Here is a 23579-nt window from a genome sequence, read left to right as displayed (position 1 = left end):
GCTTAATCGCCTCTTTTTCTATTTATGAACCAACCTATTACATACGGTAAAATGGTCTGTAGAATTTTTACATAAGAATTTGAAAAGTAATCTGTGTAAGATGAAATGAAACCATTTACAATATTTTGCGGTGTGATACTTTCCTTTGTTTTCTGAAAACTCAAAACCAATTTCTGATAATTGATTTCTTTTTCCAATTTCAAAATTTCTAGATCTCTTTCAATCTCAGCATACGAAGAGTATTTTTTTCTTTCCATAATTAATCATTAAAAAAGATTTCTGAAAATTTCTCCAAAATTGGTCCTTCAACAAATTTGTCTTTTATAAAGAAAAGCAAAATAGTTATTACCAAATAGATTCCTCCTACCGTCAAAAATCCGAGAGCATTACTTTCAAACAAAGAACCAAAAGCATACGCTGCGGCGAAAGATCCAAAAATCATCACCATACTGAAACACAATAAAATCAAAGTAAACTTAAAGATTAAAGTTGTTGATTTCATTGCAACCTTAAAACCCCAAAGTTTGTAATAAGCTAAATGACTTTCAATGTATTCTTTAGCTTGATCCTGAACTTTTTCAGTGTTTTCTTTTAATTCTTCAAAAGCCATATTTAAAATTTTAGATAAAAAAAAAGCACAAAACTTTCTTATAAAAATAAGCAAGTAATGTGCTTTATAAAAATATTATTTCTGAAGTTTAGCGTTTTGTGCTTTTAACTCAGCCAATTTAGTTTCTAAAAAAGTAATTACTTCTTCTGTTTTATGGCTGACATTAGAAAGTAACTCATTCAAAGTTCCGTCAAGATTATGAGTAGCACTCGTAAATTTTTCACGAAGAACTTCAGAGCTGGCATCAAAAGAATCTTTCAGATTATGTTTAGCATCATCGATACCTTCCTTAATTTTTGCTCTTGTTTTTGATCCTTTATCTGGAGCAAATAAAATTCCGATTGCCGCTCCTGCAGCCGCTGCAGCTAAAATTGCTGCTGCTGTATTTAAATTCTTAGACATGATAGTTACAATTTAAAATTATTAATAAAGATACTCTTTTTTAAAATGATAAAACTTTGATTAATTGCAATTTACAAAAAATTAACAATCTTATTAATACACATAAGCTACAGCTTCGTACTTACCATCTGCTTTTTCAACAATGCTAACAAAAGGATAACCATTTGAAGCCGATTTAGATTTAATTCTCATAGCAGTCTGGTTCTGATTTGCAATTGGCGGTTCTCCTTTTGTCCTTGTTGAGACACCTGTAAAACTCGCTGCTTGTTTCAGTCCTATTGTTTTTTCTTGCGGAAGAACAGTTACCATTTTGTAATCATCTTTTGAGTCAACTACTATTTTATCAGAAACTTTTTGAGTTTGTTTTGTTTCTTTATTTGTAATAGATGAAACTGCATATTTACTGATTTTGATTTCTTCAGAACTTCCGTTTAAAGAATAGTAAACAAAACCATTTTCAGATTTAATAAAATTTACATCAAGTTGTTCTCCGTTGTGTTTTGTAATTTGATGTGTTTGAGAAATTGCAACATTTGCAAATAATAATGCTAGTGTGAAATATAAAATTTTCATGATAATTAGATTTAAATTAAAAATTGTCAGACCTGAAATTTAAAAACTAAACTTTCACTCAAATTCAATATTATGGTATTTTGTACATTATGACACAATTTGAAAAAATATCTTTTACGGGAAATATTATCAAAATTATATCATAATAAAAATCAGAACATAAAATTGTCTTTTTAGGAAATCAGTTTTGATAATCTATTGTTTTAAAAATTACGAGTTTCTAAAAACAATAAATTTCAACTTAGATTCTTTACGGCAAATTTTAATTTTTTACAAAAATCATCTCTGACTTTTGGTATTGAGTTAAAAATAGCAGTTTTATAAACAATTGTGTGTTAACAACCCGTTAAACTGACTAAAATAACAGTAAAAACTAAAATAAAGCTCTTAAATAAACGATTATCACAAAAACGAGTTATCTATCAAACACGTTTAAAAAATGCCTTAAAATTAATTTATGAAGGTTAAAAATAATATACAAAAACTATTATTTTTAATAATTCAATCATTTTTATAAATAATAATTAAAAACTAAACTTTTAAAAAATCTATAATAAAAATCTATAAATAGAAAAACTAAAATAAAGGGCTTTGTAAATAATTAAAAACTATTATATAATATTCTTTAGTTAGTTTTATAAATAATAAATACAAACTAAATTTTAGACAATAATAATAATCAAAACTTATGATTATAAAAATTAAAGTCAAAAATATAAAAAATAAGAAAAAACCTTAATTTTAGTTTTTTTAGAAGAAAACTGGAAGCAAAAAAGTAAAAAAATAAAATAAAGAGTTTTAATGAATGAAAAGTAAAAAAAGGTCTTCTCTACTCGACTATTTTTTATTCTTCTTTAAAATTAAATTATGAAAGTCACTTTTAATATATAAAACAAATAAAAATATTAAAATTAATAGATTTTACTAATAATAGATAAAATATTAAAAATCACACATTTTAAATAATTAAATTTTATTATTAAGGATTTAAAACAAAAATTAGACATAAAAAAAGTACATAATCAAAATAAAGCTTTCTAATAGATTTAAAATAAAAAAATGAATTCCTTATCCAATAAAATTTTATTTTCGATTAAATTAAATTTATGAAAGTCAGTTTTAATCTATAAAAATTATAAAATTTTACTTTTTAATAGTTAACCTATATAATAAAAAAAAGCGCTTATAAAAGCGCTTTTAATAAATTTATCTGATATTACTTCTTCACCATTTCAGAAAGAATTTCAATTTCTCTCTCAGAAGCATTTTTTGGTGGATTTGAATATAATTTCAAAATTTCATCATCAAACTGATTTTTGAAACTTTCACTTTCAATATCTCTTAAATTTAAAAGTGCTTTTGATCTAACATAAGTCGATTCACTTTTTAGAGACATTGAATATAATTTCTTAATATCTTCTTCTTCAAAATCTGTTGATTTCCAGTTTGAATATTTCAAAATAAACTGAGAAAACAACAGCGAAGCCTTATTATTGTTGATATTCTTCTTTAAAGAATTCTGTAAAAGTGAAAAAGTCGAGATATTTTTAATGTTCTCCCCTATTGCACTTTCAATTGCAATTCTTTCTGGTTTAGTCTCAACTTTAAAATATTTGTTGATATCTTTCAAAGAATTATTAATACTGTTTTCCTCTTTTTTACCCTTTTCTTCCCAAGCATCTTTTAATCCAACTGTTTTGTTAAATACTAATTTTGAAGCAGTTGAGTCTTTATCAACAGTAAAATATCCTAAACGTTGAAACTGAAATTTATCTTCATTTTGAGCTGTTGATAAACTTGGTTCAACATATCCAGTTACAATTTCTAATGAATTTGGATTCACAAAATCTAAGAAATTCTTCTCTTTATAACTGTCTGGCGCTTCATCTGTAAACAAACGATCATACAAACGAACTTCTGCTTCTAAAGCATGTTGAATAGAAACCCAATGCAATGTTCCTGACACTTTTCTTTGGCTTGCTTCTGTCCCACTTCCACTTAAAGAATCAGTATCATATGTTACGTGAATTTCTGTGATATTTCCGTTTCCATCTTTTACAACTGATTCACCTTTAATGATATAAGCATTTTTAAGACGAACTTCTTTTCCTAAAGTCAAACGGAAAAACTTAGCTGGAGCTTCTTCCAAAAAGTCTTCTCTTTCAATATATAATTCACGAGAAAAAGGCACTTTTCTGAAACCAGCATTTTCATCTTCTTGATTATTTTCTGCTTCCAACCACTCTTCTTTTCCTTCTGGATAATTGGTAATTACCAGTTTTACAGGATCTAAAACAGCCATTACACGAGGTGCAATTTTATTCAAATCTTCACGAATACAGAATTCTAAAACCGATACATTGATCAAATTATCACGTTTTGCAATACCAATTGTATTAGCAAAATTACGTAATGAAGCAGCTGTATAACCACGTCTTCTTAATCCAGAAATGGTTGACATTCTTGGATCATCCCAACCGTTAACATGCTTTTCTTTAACTAGTTGCTGTAATTTTCTTTTACTAACAACAGTATGTGATAAATTACGTCTAGCAAATTCTCTTTGTTTTGGACGTAGTTTATTTTCATCTAAAATCTGATCTAAAAACCAATCGTATAATTCACGGTGAGGCAAGAATTCTAGTGTACAAAATGAGTGTGAAATTTGTTCTAAATAATCACTTTGTCCGTGTGCCCAATCGTACATTGGATAGATTTTCCAAGCATCTCCAGTTCTGTGGTGATGTTTGTGTAAAATTCTGTACATGATAGGATCACGCATTAACATGTTTGTTGATTTCATGTCAATTTTTGCACGAAGAATGTGTGTACCAGCCTCAAATTCACCGTTTTTCATTCTTTCGAATAAATCTAAGTTTTCTTCAACAGAACGATTTCTGTACGGACTATCAGTTCCTGGAGTTGTTGGAGTTCCTTTTTGGATCGCCATTTCTTCAGAAGTCTGACTGTCAACATACGCTTTATCTTTCTTAATTAAGAAAACTGCCCAATCGTATAATTGTTGGAAATAGTCTGATGCATAACATTCTTCAGCCCAAGTATAACCTAGCCATTCTACATCTTTTTTAATAGCATCAACAAATTCCTGCTCTTCTTTTTCAGGGTTTGTATCATCAAAACGTAAATTCACAGGAGATTGATAATCAATTCCTAAACCAAAATTTAACGCAATAGAACTCGCGTGCCCAATGTGTAAATAACCATTAGGTTCTGGTGGAAAACGAAAGCGAAGTTTAGTATTTGAAAGACCTGATTTTACGTCTTCCTCTATGATTTGTTCAATAAAATTGAGTGATTTCTCTTCTGATGCCATTATTTTATAGTAATTTTAGCAAAGATAAAAAAAAGGTTTCAGGTTTCAGGTTTAAAGTTATCTAACTGGCATAAAACCTGAAACTTTAAACGTGAAACAACATAAAAATGGGAGTTATAAAATTGAAAAATATCCGTACTTTTTCTTACCACGGATGTTTAATTGAAGAAGGAAAAATTGGATCTGATTACAAAGTAGATTTAAAAATTAAAACCAATTTACAGAAATCAGCAGAAACAGATCATCTATTAGACACTGTTGATTATGTTCATTTGAACAAAATTGTAGCTGAAGAAATGGCAATTCGTTCGCATTTATTAGAACATGTGGCCAAAAGAATCAATATTCGTGTACTGGCAGAGATAGAAATGGTAGAAAAAACAACAGTTTGGGTTTCTAAAATAAATCCGCCTATTGGTGGTGATGTTGAGTCAGTTACTATAAAAATGACGGAAATTAGAAAGTAATTTCTAAAATTAAATTCCTAAAATTTTAAAATAGTTACTATGAAACTTTTGAAATTTAAAGATTTTAGTTACTTTTGCCAACCGTTCAAGTAATGGCGTCGTGGCCGAGCGGCTAGGCTGGGCTCTGCAAAAGCTCCTACTCCGGTTCGAATCCGGACGATGCCTCAAAAAGAGATACAGAAATGTGTCTCTTTTTTTTGTGTTTAATTTTTAGGAAAAATTAATTAAATATATTGGTTCAAATCCGGACAATGCTTCAAAAAGAGATATGGAAATGTGTCTCTTTTTTTATGTATAATTAAAAAAAAATTAAAGCCTATATATTAACCCGACAGGTTTTAAAAACCTCTAGGGTTTTCTATTTAACGTAATTATACACAATCTTGTCATTTCGACGAAGGAGAAATCTCCACGAGAAGCTCTACAAAGATTGGATAATTGTTGCGGAGTTACTTGCGAAGATTTCTCCTTCGTCGAAATGACAAACTGTTGTCAACTTTGTCAAAGTTTGAAACTTTGTCAAAGTTCTAAACTAACAGTTATAAACACAAAAAAACCTCTGAAATTCAGAGGTTTAATTTTATATTTTTGAGTTATTAACAACTACTTCTTCTCTATTCTTTCGAAGGCATTTTTAACCATTTCCTTTTCTTTTGGAAACCAACCTTGAACTACTAATGCAAATCCGAAAACCATTAAAACAACGCTAATTCCTTTTTTAATTTTAAGAATATTAGTTGGAGTCATTTTTGATTTTAACTGTTTGGCTAATAAAATTTTAGCACAATCAATTAATAAATAAGTGATGATTACAGCGGCAAAAAAAGTCATCATTCTAGGAGTCTGCATTTCTAGTTTTGGTCCAACAGAAATAATTACTGCTAACCAGAATCCTAAGACTCCAATGTTGATAACGTTCAATAAAAACCCTTTTACAAACAAACTTGCGTAGTTTCTTTTTAAAATATCACGGTCAATTTCTTCGTCGTTTATTTTTTCTTCTTTTTTTAGTTTTACAAAAGAAATAATTCCATAAGAAAGCATAATTATCCCTCCAAAAATAAAAAGAGCTGGATCGTCTTTTAAACTTGAAATCAATCTGTAACTTCCTAAATAAGCGATAGCAATAAAGAAAATATCTCCTAATACTACGCCTAAATCGAAAACAATTGCAGATCTAAAACCTTTTGTAATACTGGTTTCTAATAAAACAAAAAATACTGGGCCAACCATAAAACTAAGAACAAGTCCCCATGGCAGTCCAGCCAGAATATCATTTATCATCAAATATCTCGTGTTATTTTACTTCTTCGATTTTACCACCAAAAACTGTTTTCTGATTTATTTGTTTTGGTTTTCCATAAATGTAAATAGAGCCTCCTGCGCTTACTTTTGCATCAACAAGGGTAGAAGCATTAACATCAGCTTTTCCTCCCGCAGAAACGCTTACAGTAGTCTGAGACGTCTCTAATTTGCTTGCTAGTAAATATCCTCCAGCTCCTAAACTTGCATCCTGATTTGCTGCTTTACCAGTTAATGTGATCGAACCTCCTGATACTGAGCTTACTTTTAGTTTATCAACATCTAAATCAACATTTATAACTCCACCTTCTTGTGCACTTACTTTAAATGAAGTTGCTTTGATTACGTCACTACTTGTTACAGTTGCTCCTTCATTCACATCTATTAATTCTAAATGTTTATAATACAAAGTTACTTCAAGATCATTTCCTGACAAAAGTTTTGGAAATGGCATTCTCAATTTTAAAATACCATTCTTATTAACAGCTTCTAATTCTGCTTCTCTTGTTCCTTTTATTACAATTTTATTTTCAGAACCTGGAACTAATTTTACACTTAATTTATCAAATACTTTTACGGTATCAAAATCGCCCAACTCTTTGGTAACCTGACCAAAAGACATTTGTACAAATAAAATTGCTGCTCCTATAATTAGCTTTTTCATACTTTTATTTTTAAATTAATATTTATTCTGCTCTTCTTAAAAAATGAAAATCAAGTTGTTTTTTAACTAAATCGGCATTTTTTACTTTCACATAAATTTCGTCTCCCAATTGCAATAAACGGTTTGAAGTTGCTCCAACCAATGCATATTGTCTTTCGTCAAAAGTATAGTAGTCTTCTTTTATTTCTCTGATTCTTACCATTCCTTCGCATTTGTTAGAAACGATTTCAACATAAATTCCCCATTCGGTAACACCAGAAATAACACCAAGGAATTCTTCATCCTGATGATCCTGCATGTATTTAACCTGCATGTATTTAATACTATCTCGCTCAGCATTTGTTGCTAAGTTTTCCATGTTTGAACAATGCAGGCATTTGGTTTCGTAAGTTTCTTCGTCTACAGAAGCTCCTCCATCCAAATAATACTGCAACAAACGGTGTACCATAACGTCTGGATAACGACGAATTGGCGATGTAAAATGGCTGTAATAATCAAAAGCTAAACCATAATGGCCAATATTATCAGTCGAATATTTGGCTTTGCTCATACTTCTAATAGCAAGAGTATCAATAAGATTTTGTTCTTTCTTACCGTTTACTTCTTCCATCAAAGCATTGATTGATTTGGCAATATCACCTTTTGTTCTAAAATCAATTTTATAACCAAACTTAGCAATAACTGTTTGCATTGCAACCAATTTGTCTTCGTTTGGTTCGTCGTGAATACGGTAGACAAAGGTTTTCTTCTGTTTTCCAATATATTCTGCTACTTTTCTATTGGCTAAAAGCATAAATTCTTCAATCAAATGATTGGCATCTTTTGATATTTTGAAATAAACGCCTTCAGGTTCTCCTTCTTCATTTAGATTAAATTTAACTTCAACTTTATCAAAAGAAATAGCGCCTTGTTGCATTCTTTTCTTTCTTAAAATCTTAGCTAATTCATCTAGTTTTAAAGTAGCTTCAACAATTTCATCTGAAACCACATAAGATTCTCCAGTAATAGAAATATCTACTGGAATTGTATTATTTCCTTTTGTTTCAATAATATGCTGAGCCTCTTCGTAAGCAAAACGCTGATCTGAATAAATTACAGTTCTTCCAAACCATTGGTTAATAACCTGTGCCGTTGGCGAAACTTCAAATATAGCAGAGAATGTATATTTCTCTTCATTTGGACGAAGCGAACAAGCAAAGTTAGACAACACTTCAGGAAGCATTGGCACTACTCTATCAACCAAATAAACCGAAGTTGCTCTTTGATACGCTTCATCATCCAGAATTGTACCTTCTTCTAAATAATAGGAAACATCGGCAATGTGAATACCGATTTCAAAATTTCCGTTTTCTAATTTTTTGAAAGATAAGGCATCATCAAAATCTTTTGCATCTTTTGGATCTATCGTAAACGTAAGCGTATCACGCATATCACGACGTTTTGCAATCTCAGATTCCTGAATCGAAGTATCTAGTTTTTGTGCAAAAACTTCTACTTCTACAGGGAAATCTGCTGGCAAACCATATTCTGCTAAAATTGCATGAATTTCTGTATTGTGTTCCCCAGGTTTTCCAAGCACTCGAATTACAGATCCGAACGGACTATCGGCTCTTTTTGGCCAATCTTCAATCTTCACTAAAACTACATCACCGTTTTCTGCTTCACCAAGTTTATCCTTAGGAATAAAAATATCGGTATACATTTTAGGATTTGCAGTAGACACAAAAGCAAAATTTGGCTGCATATCTATTACACCTACAAATTCTGTTTTATCTCTTTCTATAACTTCAATAACTTCACCCTCAGGTCTTTTACCTTTTCTTCTGTTATAAACGTAAACTTTTACTTTGTCTTTATCTAATGCACGATTCAAATTATTGGTAGGAATAAAAACATCTTCTTCAAACTCATCACAAATAAAATATGCCGTTTTTCTGCTCGTCATATCTATTGTTCCTTCGTAGTAGTCCTGGCTTACTGCTTTAATCAAGTATTTTCCAGGTTCTGTTTCTATAATCTTCTTTTGAGCTGCAAGAATCTTTAAATCTTTTATGATCTGATTTCTGCTTTTTGTATCGTCTAATTCTAGCTTAGCTCCTATTTGTTTGTAATTGAAAGGTTTATTAGCATTTTGCGATAAAATCTTAAGTATTTTTCCAGAGAAATCTTTCTCTTTTTTTATCGGCTTTCTAATTTTCTTACTCATATATCTTTTCTAATAAGGCTTAAAATTACAAATAAGATATCAGATAATACTTTTTAGCAAATAGAATTATTAAAAATATAACTTTTCGTACATTTACAAAAAGACCTAAAATGGAAAGCTTTAAAACGATTGCCGTATTCAATTATCTGCACGAAACAGTGGTTCTCAAACACTTACTGGAACAAGAAGGAATTCCTTATTTTTTCGAAAACGAAATGACGCTCTCAGTCGTTCCATTATACTCAACGGCACTTGGCGGAATCAAACTCAAAGTTCATCCAAACGATTTCGAAGAAGTTCAGCAAATCTTGGACAATCTCAACAATCCTCTCAAAATCGTCTAAAACAAAATTCAAACAAACTCAAAACAGAGTAAAATTCAATTCATCAAAAAATTTTTTTCCTTTTCAACTTTTTTAGTTTTCAACATATATTAAATACAACAAAAAAGATTTTTAAAAATTTAAAAAAAATTTATGGTTATTATAGCGTGTTAATATGTCGAATAAATTTTTTTTTGAAGTCATTGAAATCTCGTTTTACTTATTTATTCTGAGTTATCAACATAGTTATTTTTGGTTAAATGATTAATTTTTAAGACTTTTTGCATTTTAATTAACAACGGTTGACAACCAAATTTGAATTGATTTTGTAGATAAGTTGATATGTTGATTTGTGTTGAAAATGGTATTTTTAATATTGATAACTTTTCCAAAAATTCACGAAACTTTTCTTGCATATTTAAATCACGTTTTGGATTAAGCATTTTTCTTAAACAACCAAAAAAAACTTCTAATTTTCTTTTCGAACTTATTAACATTTTCTGTTAACTTAAAGTTAATTGAATATCAAGCAATTACAAACTCCTATTAACACCTCAAAATTTTAACAAATATTCTGAATATTATTTATTGATTTTGAGATACTTATAGAGTTATCAAAATTGTTAATAACCTATAAGGTTTTGACAGTAAGATAGTTGCAAAATAAGGGTTTTTGCAATGAATTGAACGAATGTTCACGAATTTATATTGTAATGTTTATATAGTATTGAAAAAGAAAATAATTTGTGAAAATTGGTGCAATTCGTGGCAAACATACATTTATTAAGTAAATTTGCATGACACAACTAAATAGTATAGAAAAATGAAAATTTCGATAGGAAACGACCACGCAGGGCCAGAATATAAAAAAGCAATTGTTGAAATGCTTAAAGCTAGAGGATATGAGGTAACAAATTATGGAACAGATACTGATGCTTCAGTAGATTATCCAGATTTTGGGCATCCAGTTGCCAATGATGTATCTGAAGGAAAAGCTGATTTTGGAATCGTAATCTGTGGAAGCGGTAACGGAATTGCAATGACTGTTAATAAACACCCGAAAGTAAGAGCTGGTTTATGCTGGACTAAAGAAATTGCATATTTAACTCGTTTACACAATGATGCAAATATTGTTAGTATTCCAGCGAGATTCACATCTATTCATCAAGCTGTTGAAATCGTTGAAACTTTTCTTGATACTGCTTTTGAAGGCGGAAGACACCAAAATAGAGTAAATAAAATTGCTTGTTCGTAAAAAGTCAAAAAAAAAATTCGGTGCTTCGCACCTATTCATAAACACACCGGGCCGATTTTTAATTTGCTCGGTTTTTTATTTAAGTATTTATAATTCAATTATTTAACTTCTATAAAAACATTGTTTTTTTAGTTATCAACAATGTTAATATCTACTTTTTATAATTCAAAATAGCATATATAAGTGCTGACTGGATTGCTAAAATCACAGTAAACTTTACAATAAAAGAAGTTTTACTCGTTTTATGTTTAAATAATAACATTGCTGTTAATAACCCTAGTGAACCACCCGTTAAAGCCATGAGAAACAAGGTTTTTTCAGGAACACGTCGGTTATTTTTTCGAGCTTGAGATTTGTCATATCTAGCGAAAATAAAAACGAGCACATTTATAAATAAAAAATATAGTAATAAAACTTCCATTGGCTTAAAATTAGAAACAAAGATATTATTTTAGCCGAATGATTTACTATTTTGCAGAAATGCTTTAACAAGTAAATTATATCATTTTTAAGTAAGAAAATCATTTCATTAAAAGTATGACTAATATTCAATTTATTGCCAAGTCTGTTCAAGCACCGGCAGTTAGTATTCAAAACACAGTAAAATTATTAGAGGAAGACTGTACAATTCCGTTTATTTCGCGTTACCGAAAAGATGCGACCGGAAACCTTGATGAAACTGTTATTGAGCATATTGCAAAATTGCAGAAAGAATACGATACGCTTATAAAACGTAAAGAAGCTGTTTTAAAATCGATCGAAGAGCAAAAAGCACTTACGCCAGAATTGAAGAAAAAAATTGAAGACAGTTTTGATTTACAAGAAATAGAAGATTTCTACCTTCCGTACAAAAAGAAGAAAAAAACAAAAGCCGATGTTGCGCGCGAATTTGGTTTAGAACCTTTAGCAAAACTGATTATATCTGAAAGTGATGCCGATATCGATTTTATTTCGACACAATACATTAATGAAAATATTATTAACGAAGAAGCAGCTATTCAAGGCGCAAGAGATATTGTAGCAGAATGGATTAACGAAAATATTTATGTTCGTAAACAGTTGCGTAGATTATTTCAGCGAAAAGCAACTATCGCTACAAAAGTGGTTAAAAAGAAAGCTGAAGAAGAAGGTGCACAAAAATTCAACCAATATTTTGATTGGGAAGAGCCTTTAACAAAAGCACCAGCACACCGTTTATTAGCGATGCTTCGTGCAGAAAATGAAGGTTTTATTAAAATGAAAATTGATGTTGATATCGACGATGCTTACGATGTAATTGACGAAATCATCATTAAAAAACAAAATAATACGACAGCGCATTTACAGCTGGCGATTGAAGATAGTTACAAACGTTTATTGAATCCAGCAATTGGAAACGAAACGTTACAAGAAGCAAAAGCAAAAGCCGATGCCAATTCTATTCAGGTTTTTGCTAACAATTTAGGACAACTTTTATTAGCTCCGCCGTTGGGAGAAAAACGAATTCTAGCGATCGATCCAGGATTTAGAAGCGGTTGTAAGGTAGTTTGTCTGGACGAAAAAGGAGATTTATTATACAATGAAACCATTTATCCGCACGCGCCTCAAAATGAGGAATCAATGGCGATAAAGAAAATCCGTTCGATGGTAAATGCGTATCAAATTGATGCCATTTCTATCGGAAACGGAACAGCTTCTCGCGAAACAGAATTTTTCGTCAAAAAAATTGCGTTTGATAAACCAATTCAAGTATTTGTAGTTTCTGAGGCAGGAGCATCTGTATATTCTGCGTCAAAAATTGCGAGAGAAGAATTTCCAAATTATGACGTAACGGTTCGTGGTTCGGTTTCTATCGGGCGACGACTTTCAGATCCGTTGGCCGAATTGGTAAAAATTGATCCAAAAGCGATTGGAGTAGGACAGTATCAGCACGATGTTGACCAAACAAAATTAAAAGAAGAATTAGATAATACGGTTATTCGTTGCGTAAACTCGGTTGGAATTAACATCAACACTGCAAGTAAGCATTTATTAAGTTATGTGAGTGGAATCGGGGAGAAGCTAGCAGAGAACATTGTACAATACCGTTCTGAAAACGGACCTTTTGAAGATAGAAAGCAGCTTAAGAAAGTACCTCGTTTAGGAGACAAAGCTTATCAGCAGGGAGCAGCGTTTATTAGAATTACAAATGCTAAAAATCCGTTGGATAATTCAGCAGTGCATCCAGAGGCTTATCCGGTTGTTGAAAAGATGGCGAAGGATTTGAATATTTCTTTAAATGACTTAATTGCAAACAAAGATAAAACGGCGCTTATTAAGGCCGAAAAATATGTAACACCTGAAATTGGTTTACTTACGCTAAAAGACATCATAAAAGAGCTTGAAAAGCCGGGATTGGATCCAAGAAAGTCGGCTAAGGTTTTTGAATTTGATGCCAATGTAAAATCAATCAAAGATTTGAAAACAGGAATGATATTACCAGGGATTGTGAATAACATCACCAACTTTGGCTGTTTTGTTGACATCGGAATTAAAGAAAGTGGATTAGTGCATATTTCACAGTTAAAAGCTGGTTTCGTGAGTGATGTAAACGAAGTGGTAAAATTACACCAGCATGTTGATGTGAAAGTGACTGAGGTTGATGAAGATAGAAAGAGAATTCAGTTGACGATGATTTTGTAAAAATTCCAATTTTTTTAAATTCCAAATTCCAAAAACTTGCGTAATCTTGTCATTTCGACCGAAGGGAGAAATCACAAAACTATTGAGTAGGTTCATTATGAGCCATAAAAAAATCCCAAACTACATTGTAGTTTGGGATTTTAATTTTTTCGAATTTCTTATTTTGTTTCTTCTTCTTCTTGTTTTTTAGAAGCAGCAGGTTGATCGTCTTTAGCAGCGTTTTTAAATTCCTTAATTCCACTTCCTAAACCTTTCATTAATTCTGGAATTTTTTTACCTCCAAAAAGTAATATCACAATACCTACGATAACAAGGATTTCTGTAAGACCTAATCTTCCCATGACTAACTATATTTAATGCCGAAGCAAATTGATTTTTATTAATTATCCCGCAAAGGTATATAGAAATATACGAAATAGAAGTATTTTTAGTTTAAAATATTTCAATAAGACTACGTTAAATATTTTATAAAATCGTAGATTATAGCTCTTCATGAAATTTTTTGGCCAAAAATCATGATGATTAATTACTATATTTGCTAGCATAAAGAAGGATAATGACTAAGAAAAATAAAAAGAATTTTAGAAAAAAACTGTTCATTAAAAACCGATTAGTAATTTTAAATGAAGACACTTTTGAAGAGATCTTTTCTTTTAGGCTTACTTTAATGAATGTATTTGTAACGTTTACTTTAGGCGGAATATTTCTAATTTTGGTTACTACTTTCATTATCGCATTTACTCCGCTTCGCGAATTTATTCCGGGATATTCTTCTACAGAATTGAAACGAAATGCTACGAGACTGGCAATTAAATCAGATTCTTTAGAAACGGCTTTAAAACACAATGAAATTTATATAAAAGGAATCCAGAAAGTTTTAAAAGGAGAATTAGAATATTCAAAATTTAATAAAGATTCTATATTAACAGAGTCTGTTGAAGACGCTTCAGATTTAAATATGAAAGCCTCAGAGGCCGAAATAAAACTAAGAGAAGATGTCGCTGAAACCGAAAAAGAAACGAAGACAAAATCTCAAGACAAAAAGAAAAGTGACAAAAAATAATACCACTAAAAATGTCAATTAAGTCAATTGCGGCAAAAATTTTTGCCCGAAAAATATATAAACAAACTCTTAAATGGGCAAATAAGCCAATTCAAACCCAACATGAGGTTTTTAAAAGTTTGATTGAGACTGCACAAAATACTGAATTTGGAAAAGATCATAATTTTAATGAGATAAAAACTTTTGAAGATTTTCAGAAACGTGTTCCAGTTAGAGATTATGAAGATCTAAAACAGTATGTCGAAAAGGTTGTAAAAGGAGAAGCTGATATTCTTTGGAAAGGAAAACCATTATATTTTGCTAAAACTTCTGGAACAACTTCTGGCGCAAAATTTATTCCGCTAACTAAAGAATCTATGCCATTTCATATAGAAGCGGCTCGAAATGCAATTCTTCATTATATTAACGAAACGGGAAAAGCCGATTTTGTTGACGGAAAAATGATCTTTTTGCAAGGAAGTCCTATTCTAACGGAGAAATACGGAATTAAGTTTGGAAGACTTTCTGGAATCGTGGCGCATTTTGTTCCAAAATATCTGCAGAAAAACAGAATGCCATCTTGGGAAACGAATTGTATTGAAGATTGGGAAACCAAAGTAGACGCCATTGTAGACGAAACGATACAAGAAGATATGTCTGTTATTTCTGGAATTCCGTCTTGGGTACAGATGTATTTTGAACGTTTGCAGCAAAAAAGTGGCGGTAAAAAGATTAGTGAAATATTCAAAAATTTCAATCTGTTTATTTACGGAGGCGTTAATTACGAACCATATCGTGCCAAATTTGAGCAGATGATTGGTAAGAAAGTAGATAGTATCGAATTGTTTCCAGCTTCTGAAGGTTTTTTTGCGTACCAAGATTCACAGAAAGAAAAAGGAATGTTATTACTTTTAAATTCTGGTATTTTCTATGAGTTTATAAAAGCAGATGAATTCTTTAACGAAAACCCGAAAGTATACACCATTGGCGAAGTTGAGGTAGGAGTAAACTATGTTTTGATTATTTCGACAAATGCAGGACTTTGGCGTTATAATATTGGAGATACTATTCAATTTACTTCTTTAGATCCGTATAGAGTTATAGTTTCTGGACGTATTAAACATTATATTTCGGCTTTTGGAGAACACGTAATTGCTAATGAAGTCGAAAATGCGATGAAAGAAGCTATAAATTCTACCAATATTGTTATTAACGAATTTACCGTAGCACCACAAATTACGCCAGCTAGCGGATTACCTTACCACGAATGGTTTGTAGAATTTGAAAAAGAGCCAGAAAACATGGAAGTTTTTGCCGAAAAGATTGATAACTCGATGCGAAAGCAAAACATTTATTATGACGATTTAATTACCGGAAATGTTTTAAGAAAAGTAGTGATCACTAAAGTTTCTAAAAACGGATTTCAAGATTATATGAAATCGCAAGGAAAACTGGGTGGACAGAATAAAATACCTAGATTATCAAATAATAGGGATATTGCAGATAATTTGAAGTAAAATCGGCTTTTAAAAAGGTCATCTAACAATTTGTTAAATGGGAATTCATTAAAGTTTTGTATATAATTCCTAATTTCGTTTATCGAAATATTTGTATCTTCTTAAAAAAAATGAAGAAGATTTTTAAAATAAAAAAGCATGAAAGAAACTAAACATATATCAAGATCAAGAGCACAGGAATCTTCTGCGGCGATAGAAAAAATGTACATTACAATGCGCCATTTATTCAACCGTGGTTTTTACAAACCAATGGGAGTTTCTGGTGATAGTTTAAGAGAATCATTATTAGCGTTACGTCCAGAAATTTATGGGAATATTGCAGAAGAAAAAGTAGAATTAAACGGACTTTTATACGTTATTGAGCGTCTTCCAATTGGAATTGAGCAATGCCGTTTTATTAATTTAACTTCAGACGAAGGATATTCTAAATCGCATTTTCAGCCGATTGTTCCTCCAAAAAGAAGAAGAAATTGCTACAGAATAGACGAAGAACAAATGAATGTAGAAATCACACGTGGACGTTCTGACATTTATGATATTCTAACACATTTGACTTTCATTTTTATTGAATCTCATAAAATTAAAAATAGAGTTTTAATCGATGATGGTGGAGAGGTTTCTCGCGATTGGCAGAAACTGGAGCAAGCTGTTATGCAAACTAAAAAGCTAACACAGATTGAGAAAGAAAAAGCCATTTCGCATGTTGCAAATATTTTGGCTAGAACTTTTGAGGAAGTTTTGGATATCTATGATGCTTTTGGTTCAGAAACTGCACCAGATCGTTTCTTGCACGTAATTTATTGGTTAGGAAAATTAGCAATCGAAGAAATTGTTGAAAACAATAAACGTACAATTACTTTTAGTCCAGTTTTACGTGAGCGTCTTGGTCATCATATTCATGGAGAAATCTGGGCAACAAATATTAAAGAAGTTTTAAAAGCAAACGATTTGTTGAAAAGACCAATTCACGTAATTAGTGCCAATATGCATAGTGTAATGAATTCGATCTTTGCAACACCTTTGCTGAAAACAAAATATAAAGGAAAAACAGATTTCTTTATTTACGAAGAATTAAGTAGTTCTGGTTCAAAAGAAATTAGAGCTCAAGTAGAAGATTTGGCTTTAAAAAATGGAATGATCTCGTTGCCAGATTGTTCAGGAACGAATATCGATGTTCAGATTTTTGATACAGCAAAAATTGACTGGTCAAAAACAGCATTTTCACATGCAAATGTAGGCGAAGACAAACCGGTAATCATTGTAATGGATTATGCTTTTGGTGAGCAGGCTTATGAAACTATTGATGAGCTCTTAAAACCATATAAAAAAGAAACTTTACTAAATGTAAAATCGGTTTCTATTATGGGTAAAGCAGGAATTCTAGAAGGTGGAAAAGGAGATATCATGATTCCTTCTGCTCATATTAACGAAGGAACGGCCGATAACTATTTCTTCGAAAATGAACTAACAGGTTCTATGTTCGAAGGAAATGACATTGATATTTACGAAGGAGCAATGGTTACTGTTTTAGGAACGTCATTGCAAAACAGAGATTTATTGAAGTTTTTCCACGAATCGACTTGGGGTGTAATCGGTCTAGAAATGGAAGGTTCTTATTACCAAAAAGCGATTCAGTCAGCATCAAAAATTAGAAAAAGCGTTCCGCACGATATAAAAGTTCGTTACGCCTATTATGCATCAGATAATCCTCTTGAAACAGGAAGCACTTTGGCTTCAGGCGGATTGGGAACAACTGGTGTAAAACCTACTTATTTAATTACGATTAAAATTTTAGAGCAGATTTTCAATATAAAATAAATTGTGAATGAGTACAAAAGTACCGCAGGATAATACAGATCAAGAGATTGATTTAGCTGATGTTTCAAAAAAGATTAATGGATTTTTTGAATCTACTAAAAGATCTATTTTCAATGCAATTCAGTTCTTTATTAAGAATTGGAAGATTTCGGCAATTTTAATTATTGTTGGGTTTGGTATTGGTCTTTTTTTAGACAAAACTCAAAAGAAATATGACCATCAGATTATTGTGGCGCCAAATTTTGGAAGCATAGAATATCTATATTCAAAAATTGATTTGATAAGCTCAAAAATAAATGAAGACGATAGCTTATTTTTAAAGAAAAATGTAGGTATTAAAAAACCAAATAAACTGGTTACTATAGAAATTGAACCTGTTGCAGACGTCTATAATTTTATAAATAATAAGCCTGAAAATTTTGAATTAATAAAGTTAATGGCTGATAATGGAGATATAAAAAAGATTATTTCGGATGATATAACTAGTAAGAATTACCGTTTTCATAGTATTTCAATTAGAACTGATGGTTTGATTGATGATAAAGAAATTATAGAGCCTATCTTGAAATATTTAAACGAAGCGGAATATTATAAAAAAATTCAGGAAGCACAACTGGCAAATGTCAAAGCAAAAATGGCACAAAATGAAGCCACTATTGCTCAGATAGATGGGGTATTAAATGAATTTTCTGCTAACGCAAACTCTCAAAAAAGTGATAAATTAGTTTATTATAATGAAAATAATCAGCTTAATGATGTCATTAGAACAAAAGGAGATTTAGTTAATGAACAAGGAAGCCATAGACTTGAATTAATAGGATACGATAAAATTATCAAAGATATTAGTACAACAATAAATATCGAGAAAAAAGGTATTCTTTATGGACACAAGAAATTGTTATTTCCTTTCTTGTTTATTTTAATTTATATTTCTCTACAATATTTTAAGAATTTTTACAGAAAACAAAAGTCATTAATTGTAGAAAAAACAGTCTAAAAAAAATATAATAGTATTATCGAGGTAAAGCTTTTTTTTAAAGTTTAAAAACTAAATTAGCCAAAAATTTCCAAAATGAAAACAAAACTATTTTTTGTAAGTTTAATTTTATTTGTAACGTTTACTTCTTGTAAAAAAGAAGCCAATAAAGATGAGGTTAAACCAGCCGAAGTTGAAGTAAAGAACAACAATTTTCAAGTAACGTTATCAGCAATTGTAAAAGCAGACGATAACTTTCAGTTGTATTATAGCCAGGATGCTTATGAGGTTCCTTATAAAGAAGAAAATTCTGTTTGGACAGCTGTAAAAGCTAACGAGAATCAGCAAGATATTGTTTTTAACTTACCAGAAGATGTAATTCCAAATTACATTAGAATTGATTTTGGAACTAATGAAGCGCAAAAAGAAATTGTTATTAAGAATTTTAGAATGAAATACTATAGCAAAAGTTTTGAAGCTAAAGACTCGCTATTTTTTAACTATTTTATACCAAATGATTGTATAAAAATTCTAGACAAGAAAAATTCAACTATTCAAAACTTCAAAACAAAAGAAGGAAAATATGATCCGTTGTTTTATTCAGAGAAAGCGCTTTATGATCAAATTCAATTAATCGTAAAATAACTTTACTTAATAAATATCTAAGAGCCACAATTTTGTGGCTCTTTTTATCTAGTTTCGTTATAAAAGATTCTGTAACTTTCTATCTATTTTTTAAATCATCTTGAATCTTTTGTCGCATTTGTAAACCAATCTTATTATCTTGTTTAGATCAAAATACTTAAAGATATTGCAGAATAACCGAATGAAAAATTTTGTTATTTACGGCATTGGTCAGATTATTAATCTGGTTAGTCCGCTGCTGGTTGTACCATATTTGGTTGCTATTTGCGAAAAAGAAGGATTAGGAAAGATTGGGGTTGGTTTTTCGTTTGCTTTAATATTAAATGTTTTAGTTGATTATGGTTCTTACATTAACGGAACTAAAGAAATATCAATTAACAGAAACAATCCTGAAATTATAAAAAAGAAAATAGTTTCTATTTATGTAATGAAATTGTTTTTGACTGTAATTTTACTATTTGCAGCTCTTTTACTTATTTATTTTGTCCCATTTTTTAATAAGGAACAAGCCGTTTTCTTTTTTAGTTTTTTGTATGTAATAGGTCAATTAATAAATCCCACTTGGATTTTTCAGGGTTTAGAAAATTACAAATGGATCTCTTTCATCAATATTATTTCTAAAATAATCTATGTGGCCGGTGTTTTTATTTTTATCCATAAAAAGGATGATTATATTTATGCCAATGCTTATTTGGGATTAGGATTGATAATTTCAAGTTTGATAGGATTGGCTAGTCTTATAAAAAAATACAATTTAAGGTTCTACAACAATGTTACTAAAGACGCTTTACAGTTGTTAAAAGAGGAATTCTCTCTAACATTTTCACAATTGTTTCTTTCGTTTTATCAATATCTGCCCATAATGATAATTAGTTATGTGGGCGGAAATGGCATGGCAGGACAATATAGAATTATAGAACAGATTATAATGACTTTTAGAACATATCTGCAAATGTTTTTTAATTTTATATATGCCGATGTTTGTTTGCAGATACACTTGAATTTAAAAAAAGGTATTTATAATTGGCTGAAATATAATGGCTTAAATTATCTATTTGTTCTATCATTAGTATTTATTGCATTTGTTTTAACAGAGCAGATTTTGTTATATTTCAATATTCCTTCAAATGAATTAGAATCAATGGCATTCTTTTTTAGGTTAGGTTTAATTATACCCATATTTATGGCAATTTCTTTTGCTTTAAAACAATTGCTTTTTGCATTAGACAGAAATAAGGTATATATACATATTACAATTGGTTCTTCTGTTTTTAGTTTACTTGTATTTTTTCTATTAGTAAAAAACATCGGATTACAAGGTGCTTTTATTGCTACAATTATTATGGAAATACTGGTGATAATTGCCTATTGTTTAGTTTTAAAACCAATGATTAAATTGAATAAGTAATAATGAATATCACAATTTATAAAAGTTTTCCCTATCAGATTTTATTTTTGCTTTGCATTGTGGTTTCTTTGTTTGCCAATTATGAACTTACTTTTGCTGTTTGGTCTTTAACGTTATTGATAACAATTAAAAGAAAATACTCTTTTACGATAATTCAGTACAATGCCATTTTTTTGTCCATACTTTTAATTGCAATTGTTTCTACTTTTTTCAATAAAACAACCGCTTTTTTATTTATAAGAGATTTTACGTATTTGGTTAAACCTATTTTAGGATTATTAGTAGGATATCAACTCTGCAGATTTAGTAGCAAACTAGCTTTAAAAGTATTGGTTTATACCGGATTAGCAATTTCTATTATACACTTAATAATGTTACTTTTTGCAGTAATAGAATTTAGAACTTTAAGTGTAAATCTTTTAAGAGATCGTGGAGGGTATTTTAGTGATTATGAGATTTATATAATAATTATTCTCATTTTCTATAAAGACTTTAAACTAGAAATTTCAAAGAATCAAAGATTATTTTTAATAGCAACAATAGGCTTGTCAAGTTTTTTATATTTGGCACGTACAAATTTAATTCAGTTTGTAATTTTATATGTTGGGTTAAAAGGATATTTAACCTTTAATAAAAGATCTTTAAAAGTAATTTTATCCATTGTACTGGCTGCGATTATTGGCTATGCAGCTATTGTTTATATTAATCCGAAAAGAGAAGGAAGAGGAATCCAAGCCTTTTTATATAAAATAAAAATCGCTCCAAAAGAAGCTTTTAAAACTCGAATCGACAAGGATGATTGGAAAGATTTTAATGACAATTATAGATCATTTGAGAATATAATTGCCGTAAATCAAGTTTCGGCAAACGGAAATAGAGCAATATTTTTTGGAGAAGGTTTAGGATCTACATTAAATCTCGGAAGAAAAGTATGGACCAATGATCATGAATATGTTCAGTATATTCCAATTGTACACAACGGGTATATGACAGTGTTTTTAAAATCGGGAATATTAGGCGTTTTATTTCTATTGACTTTTTTAGTTGTTTTGTTCCGACAAAAAAAATCGGATATTGACAATGTGCAAACAATAAATTATTTATTAATAGGATCAAGCGTTTTTCTGATAGTATCAAACTGGGTATTTTTAGGATTGTACTTAAAACTTGACAATAAATCGATAATAATTGGATTCTTGGTTGCTCTTAGAGAAGTAATGATTAGAGAGCATAATAGTCAAAAAAGAATAAAAAATGAGTATTAAAAACACAACTAGCATTTTTGTTGACTGCCATGTTTTTGATAGTGGTTTTCAAGGAACTAGAACATATATAAAAGGTTTATATTCTGAATTAATTACAAAACAAGATCTTCATTTTTTTCTAGTCTCTTCCCATCCCGATAATTTGGCAGCTGTTTTTGGTAATCATTCAAATGTTACTTATTTGAAGTATAAATATCAAAACAAATATTTGAGATTACTTATTGATGTTCCGCAGATTATCAAAAAGTATAAAATAGATTTTGCCCATTTTCAATATACTGTTTCGCCATTTAAAAGATGTAAATACATAGTGACAACACACGATATATTGTTTATAGATTTTCCAGAATATTTCTCTTTCTTTAGTAAAACGATCAACACGTTTTTATATAAACAAAGTGCTAAATGGTCAGAAATCAGATTAACAGTTTCAGAGTATTCCAAAGAAAAAATCCAACAGCATTTTGGAATGTCAAATTATGAGATTATTCCAAATGCAATTGATGAAATCTTTTTTGAAGCATATGATAAAGAATCAATTAAGGCTGAAGTCGCAAAAAATTTTTCATTAAAAAAGTATATTATTTATGTAAGCCGATGGGAGCCAAGAAAAAATCATCAAATGGTTTTAAAAGCTTTTTTAAATTTGGAATTATATAAAGAATACGAACTTCTTTTTTTAGGAAATGATACTTTAGAGAATCCTCAATTTACTAAAGTATTTAACAAACTCGATTCTGAAATAAAAAAGAAGATCATAACTTTAAAAAACATTGATTTTAAGACCATGTTATTATTGTTAAGAGGAGCAAATGCAGCTGTTTATCCTTCTATGGCAGAAGGTTTCGGAATTCCACCATTAGAATCAGTAGCGGCAAAAATACCGACAATTTGCTCCAATAAAACGGCAATGTCCGATTTTAGTTTTTTCAAAGATTTTTATTTTGATCCTCATAATCAAGCTGAATTTAATATAAAGCTCCAAAAAATATTGAACGAAAACTTAAGTTCAGATTTCGAAAGAATGGCAGAAGACATTAAAGAAAAATACAGCTGGAAAAAATCAGCAGAGATTTTATATCATCTTATAACAAAAACGAAATAATTTGAT

General features: G+C 30.0%; 22 protein-coding genes and 1 tRNA gene. 13 read left to right on the top strand and 10 right to left on the bottom strand.

Annotation, left to right across the window (positions count from 1 at the left end; translation table 11 throughout):
- Positions 1-2: 2 nt before the first annotated feature.
- From JC605_RS04600 to JC605_RS04580, 5 genes are all read right to left on the bottom strand, one after another.
- Complete coding sequence (locus JC605_RS04600; protein WP_177211520.1) at positions 3-257, bottom strand: DUF6327 family protein; 255 nt, start codon at positions 255-257, stop codon at positions 3-5.
- Between the two features lie 2 nt (positions 258-259).
- The gene (locus JC605_RS04595) at positions 260-610 is read right to left on the bottom strand and encodes a competence protein (RefSeq protein WP_198855072.1); all 351 of its coding nucleotides are present in this window, start codon (positions 608-610) and stop codon (positions 260-262) included.
- 75 nt (positions 611-685) lie between these two features.
- Entirely contained in the window at positions 686-1012 is a 327-nt protein-coding gene (locus tag JC605_RS04590) for a YtxH domain-containing protein (protein ID WP_111378726.1), read from the bottom strand.
- 93 nt (positions 1013-1105) lie between these two features.
- Entirely contained in the window at positions 1106-1585 is a 480-nt protein-coding gene (locus JC605_RS04585) for a hypothetical protein (protein WP_198855071.1), read from the bottom strand.
- 1216 nt (positions 1586-2801) lie between these two features.
- Positions 2802-4919, bottom strand: coding sequence for a glutamine--tRNA ligase/YqeY domain fusion protein (locus JC605_RS04580; protein ID WP_198855070.1), 2118 nt, complete (start codon positions 4917-4919; stop codon positions 2802-2804).
- A 107-nt stretch (positions 4920-5026) separates the two neighbouring features.
- On the opposite strand from JC605_RS04580, the gene folB reads away from it, so the two are divergent.
- Both folB and JC605_RS04570 read left to right on the top strand, forming a co-directional pair.
- A complete protein-coding gene (folB, locus tag JC605_RS04575; protein ID WP_111422890.1) occupies positions 5027-5386 on the top strand; it encodes a dihydroneopterin aldolase in 360 nt (119 codons plus the stop codon).
- A 94-nt stretch (positions 5387-5480) separates the two neighbouring features.
- Positions 5481-5551, top strand: a tRNA-Cys gene (locus tag JC605_RS04570).
- 438 nt (positions 5552-5989) lie between these two features.
- Here JC605_RS04570 and JC605_RS04565 read toward each other — a convergent pair.
- The 3 genes from JC605_RS04565 to rnr are packed head-to-tail and all read right to left on the bottom strand — an operon-like array spanning position 5990 to position 9558.
- Entirely contained in the window at positions 5990-6670 is a 681-nt protein-coding gene (locus JC605_RS04565; protein ID WP_198855069.1) for a LysE family translocator, read from the bottom strand.
- Positions 6671-6683: 13 nt separating this feature from the next.
- Positions 6684-7352, bottom strand: coding sequence for a head GIN domain-containing protein (locus JC605_RS04560; RefSeq protein WP_198855068.1), 669 nt, complete (start codon positions 7350-7352; stop codon positions 6684-6686).
- Between the two features lie 22 nt (positions 7353-7374).
- A complete protein-coding gene (gene rnr, locus JC605_RS04555; protein ID WP_198855067.1) occupies positions 7375-9558 on the bottom strand; it encodes a ribonuclease R in 2184 nt (727 codons plus the stop codon).
- 110 nt (positions 9559-9668) lie between these two features.
- Between rnr and JC605_RS04550 the strand changes: the two genes are divergently transcribed.
- Both JC605_RS04550 and rpiB read left to right on the top strand, forming a co-directional pair.
- Positions 9669-9902: a putative signal transducing protein gene (locus JC605_RS04550; RefSeq protein ID WP_017498760.1), complete on the top strand. Its 234-nt coding sequence runs from the start codon at positions 9669-9671 to the stop codon at positions 9900-9902.
- 802 nt (positions 9903-10704) lie between these two features.
- Positions 10705-11136: a ribose 5-phosphate isomerase B gene (gene rpiB, locus JC605_RS04545; RefSeq protein ID WP_091129181.1), complete on the top strand. Its 432-nt coding sequence runs from the start codon at positions 10705-10707 to the stop codon at positions 11134-11136.
- 151 nt (positions 11137-11287) lie between these two features.
- Here rpiB and JC605_RS04540 read toward each other — a convergent pair whose 3' ends face one another.
- Positions 11288-11557 (bottom strand): DUF1294 domain-containing protein, encoded by a 270-nt coding sequence (locus tag JC605_RS04540; RefSeq protein WP_198855066.1) that lies wholly within the window; start codon positions 11555-11557, stop codon positions 11288-11290.
- A gap of 116 nt (positions 11558-11673) precedes the next feature.
- On the opposite strand from JC605_RS04540, the gene JC605_RS04535 reads away from it, so the two are divergent.
- Positions 11674-13797 carry a Tex family protein gene (locus tag JC605_RS04535; protein WP_198855065.1) on the top strand — a complete coding sequence of 708 codons (2124 nt, stop codon included), beginning with the start codon at positions 11674-11676 and terminating at the stop codon, positions 13795-13797.
- Between the two features lie 158 nt (positions 13798-13955).
- On the opposite strand, the gene JC605_RS04530 is transcribed toward JC605_RS04535, so the two are convergent.
- Entirely contained in the window at positions 13956-14138 is a 183-nt protein-coding gene (locus JC605_RS04530; protein ID WP_111378739.1) for a twin-arginine translocase TatA/TatE family subunit, read from the bottom strand.
- A 215-nt stretch (positions 14139-14353) separates the two neighbouring features.
- Between JC605_RS04530 and JC605_RS04525 the strand changes: the two genes are divergently transcribed.
- The 8 genes from JC605_RS04525 to JC605_RS04490 all read left to right on the top strand — a co-directional run bounded on the left by JC605_RS04525 (position 14354) and on the right by JC605_RS04490 (position 23573).
- The gene (locus JC605_RS04525) at positions 14354-14860 is read left to right on the top strand and encodes a peptidase (RefSeq protein WP_198855064.1); all 507 of its coding nucleotides are present in this window, start codon (positions 14354-14356) and stop codon (positions 14858-14860) included.
- 11 nt (positions 14861-14871) lie between these two features.
- A complete protein-coding gene (locus JC605_RS04520) occupies positions 14872-16356 on the top strand; it encodes a GH3 auxin-responsive promoter family protein (RefSeq protein ID WP_198855063.1) in 1485 nt (494 codons plus the stop codon).
- A 138-nt stretch (positions 16357-16494) separates the two neighbouring features.
- The gene (locus JC605_RS04515; RefSeq protein WP_198855062.1) at positions 16495-18174 is read left to right on the top strand and encodes a hypothetical protein; all 1680 of its coding nucleotides are present in this window, start codon (positions 16495-16497) and stop codon (positions 18172-18174) included.
- Between the two features lie 7 nt (positions 18175-18181).
- On the top strand, positions 18182-19171 hold the full coding sequence (locus tag JC605_RS04510; protein WP_198855061.1) for a hypothetical protein: 990 nt from the start codon (positions 18182-18184) through the stop codon (positions 19169-19171).
- A gap of 75 nt (positions 19172-19246) precedes the next feature.
- Positions 19247-19795, top strand: coding sequence for a hypothetical protein (locus JC605_RS04505; RefSeq protein ID WP_198855060.1), 549 nt, complete (start codon positions 19247-19249; stop codon positions 19793-19795).
- A 181-nt stretch (positions 19796-19976) separates the two neighbouring features.
- Positions 19977-21203, top strand: a complete 1227-nt coding sequence (locus JC605_RS04500) for an oligosaccharide flippase family protein (protein ID WP_198855059.1) — start codon at positions 19977-19979, stop codon at positions 21201-21203.
- 2 nt (positions 21204-21205) lie between these two features.
- Complete coding sequence (locus JC605_RS04495; protein ID WP_198855058.1) at positions 21206-22468, top strand: hypothetical protein; 1263 nt, start codon at positions 21206-21208, stop codon at positions 22466-22468.
- Entirely contained in the window at positions 22458-23573 is a 1116-nt protein-coding gene (locus tag JC605_RS04490; protein ID WP_198855057.1) for a glycosyltransferase family 1 protein, read from the top strand. The genes JC605_RS04495 and JC605_RS04490 overlap by 11 nt, the downstream gene beginning before the upstream one ends.
- Positions 23574-23579 lie beyond the last annotated feature (6 nt).

Source organism: Flavobacterium sp. IB48 (genome assembly GCF_016405855.1).
Taxonomy (GTDB): Bacteria; Bacteroidota; Bacteroidia; order Flavobacteriales; family Flavobacteriaceae; genus Flavobacterium; species Flavobacterium ginsengisoli.
Note: the sequence above shows the minus strand (reverse complement) of the source record. Positions and strands in the feature narration are given on the sequence as shown.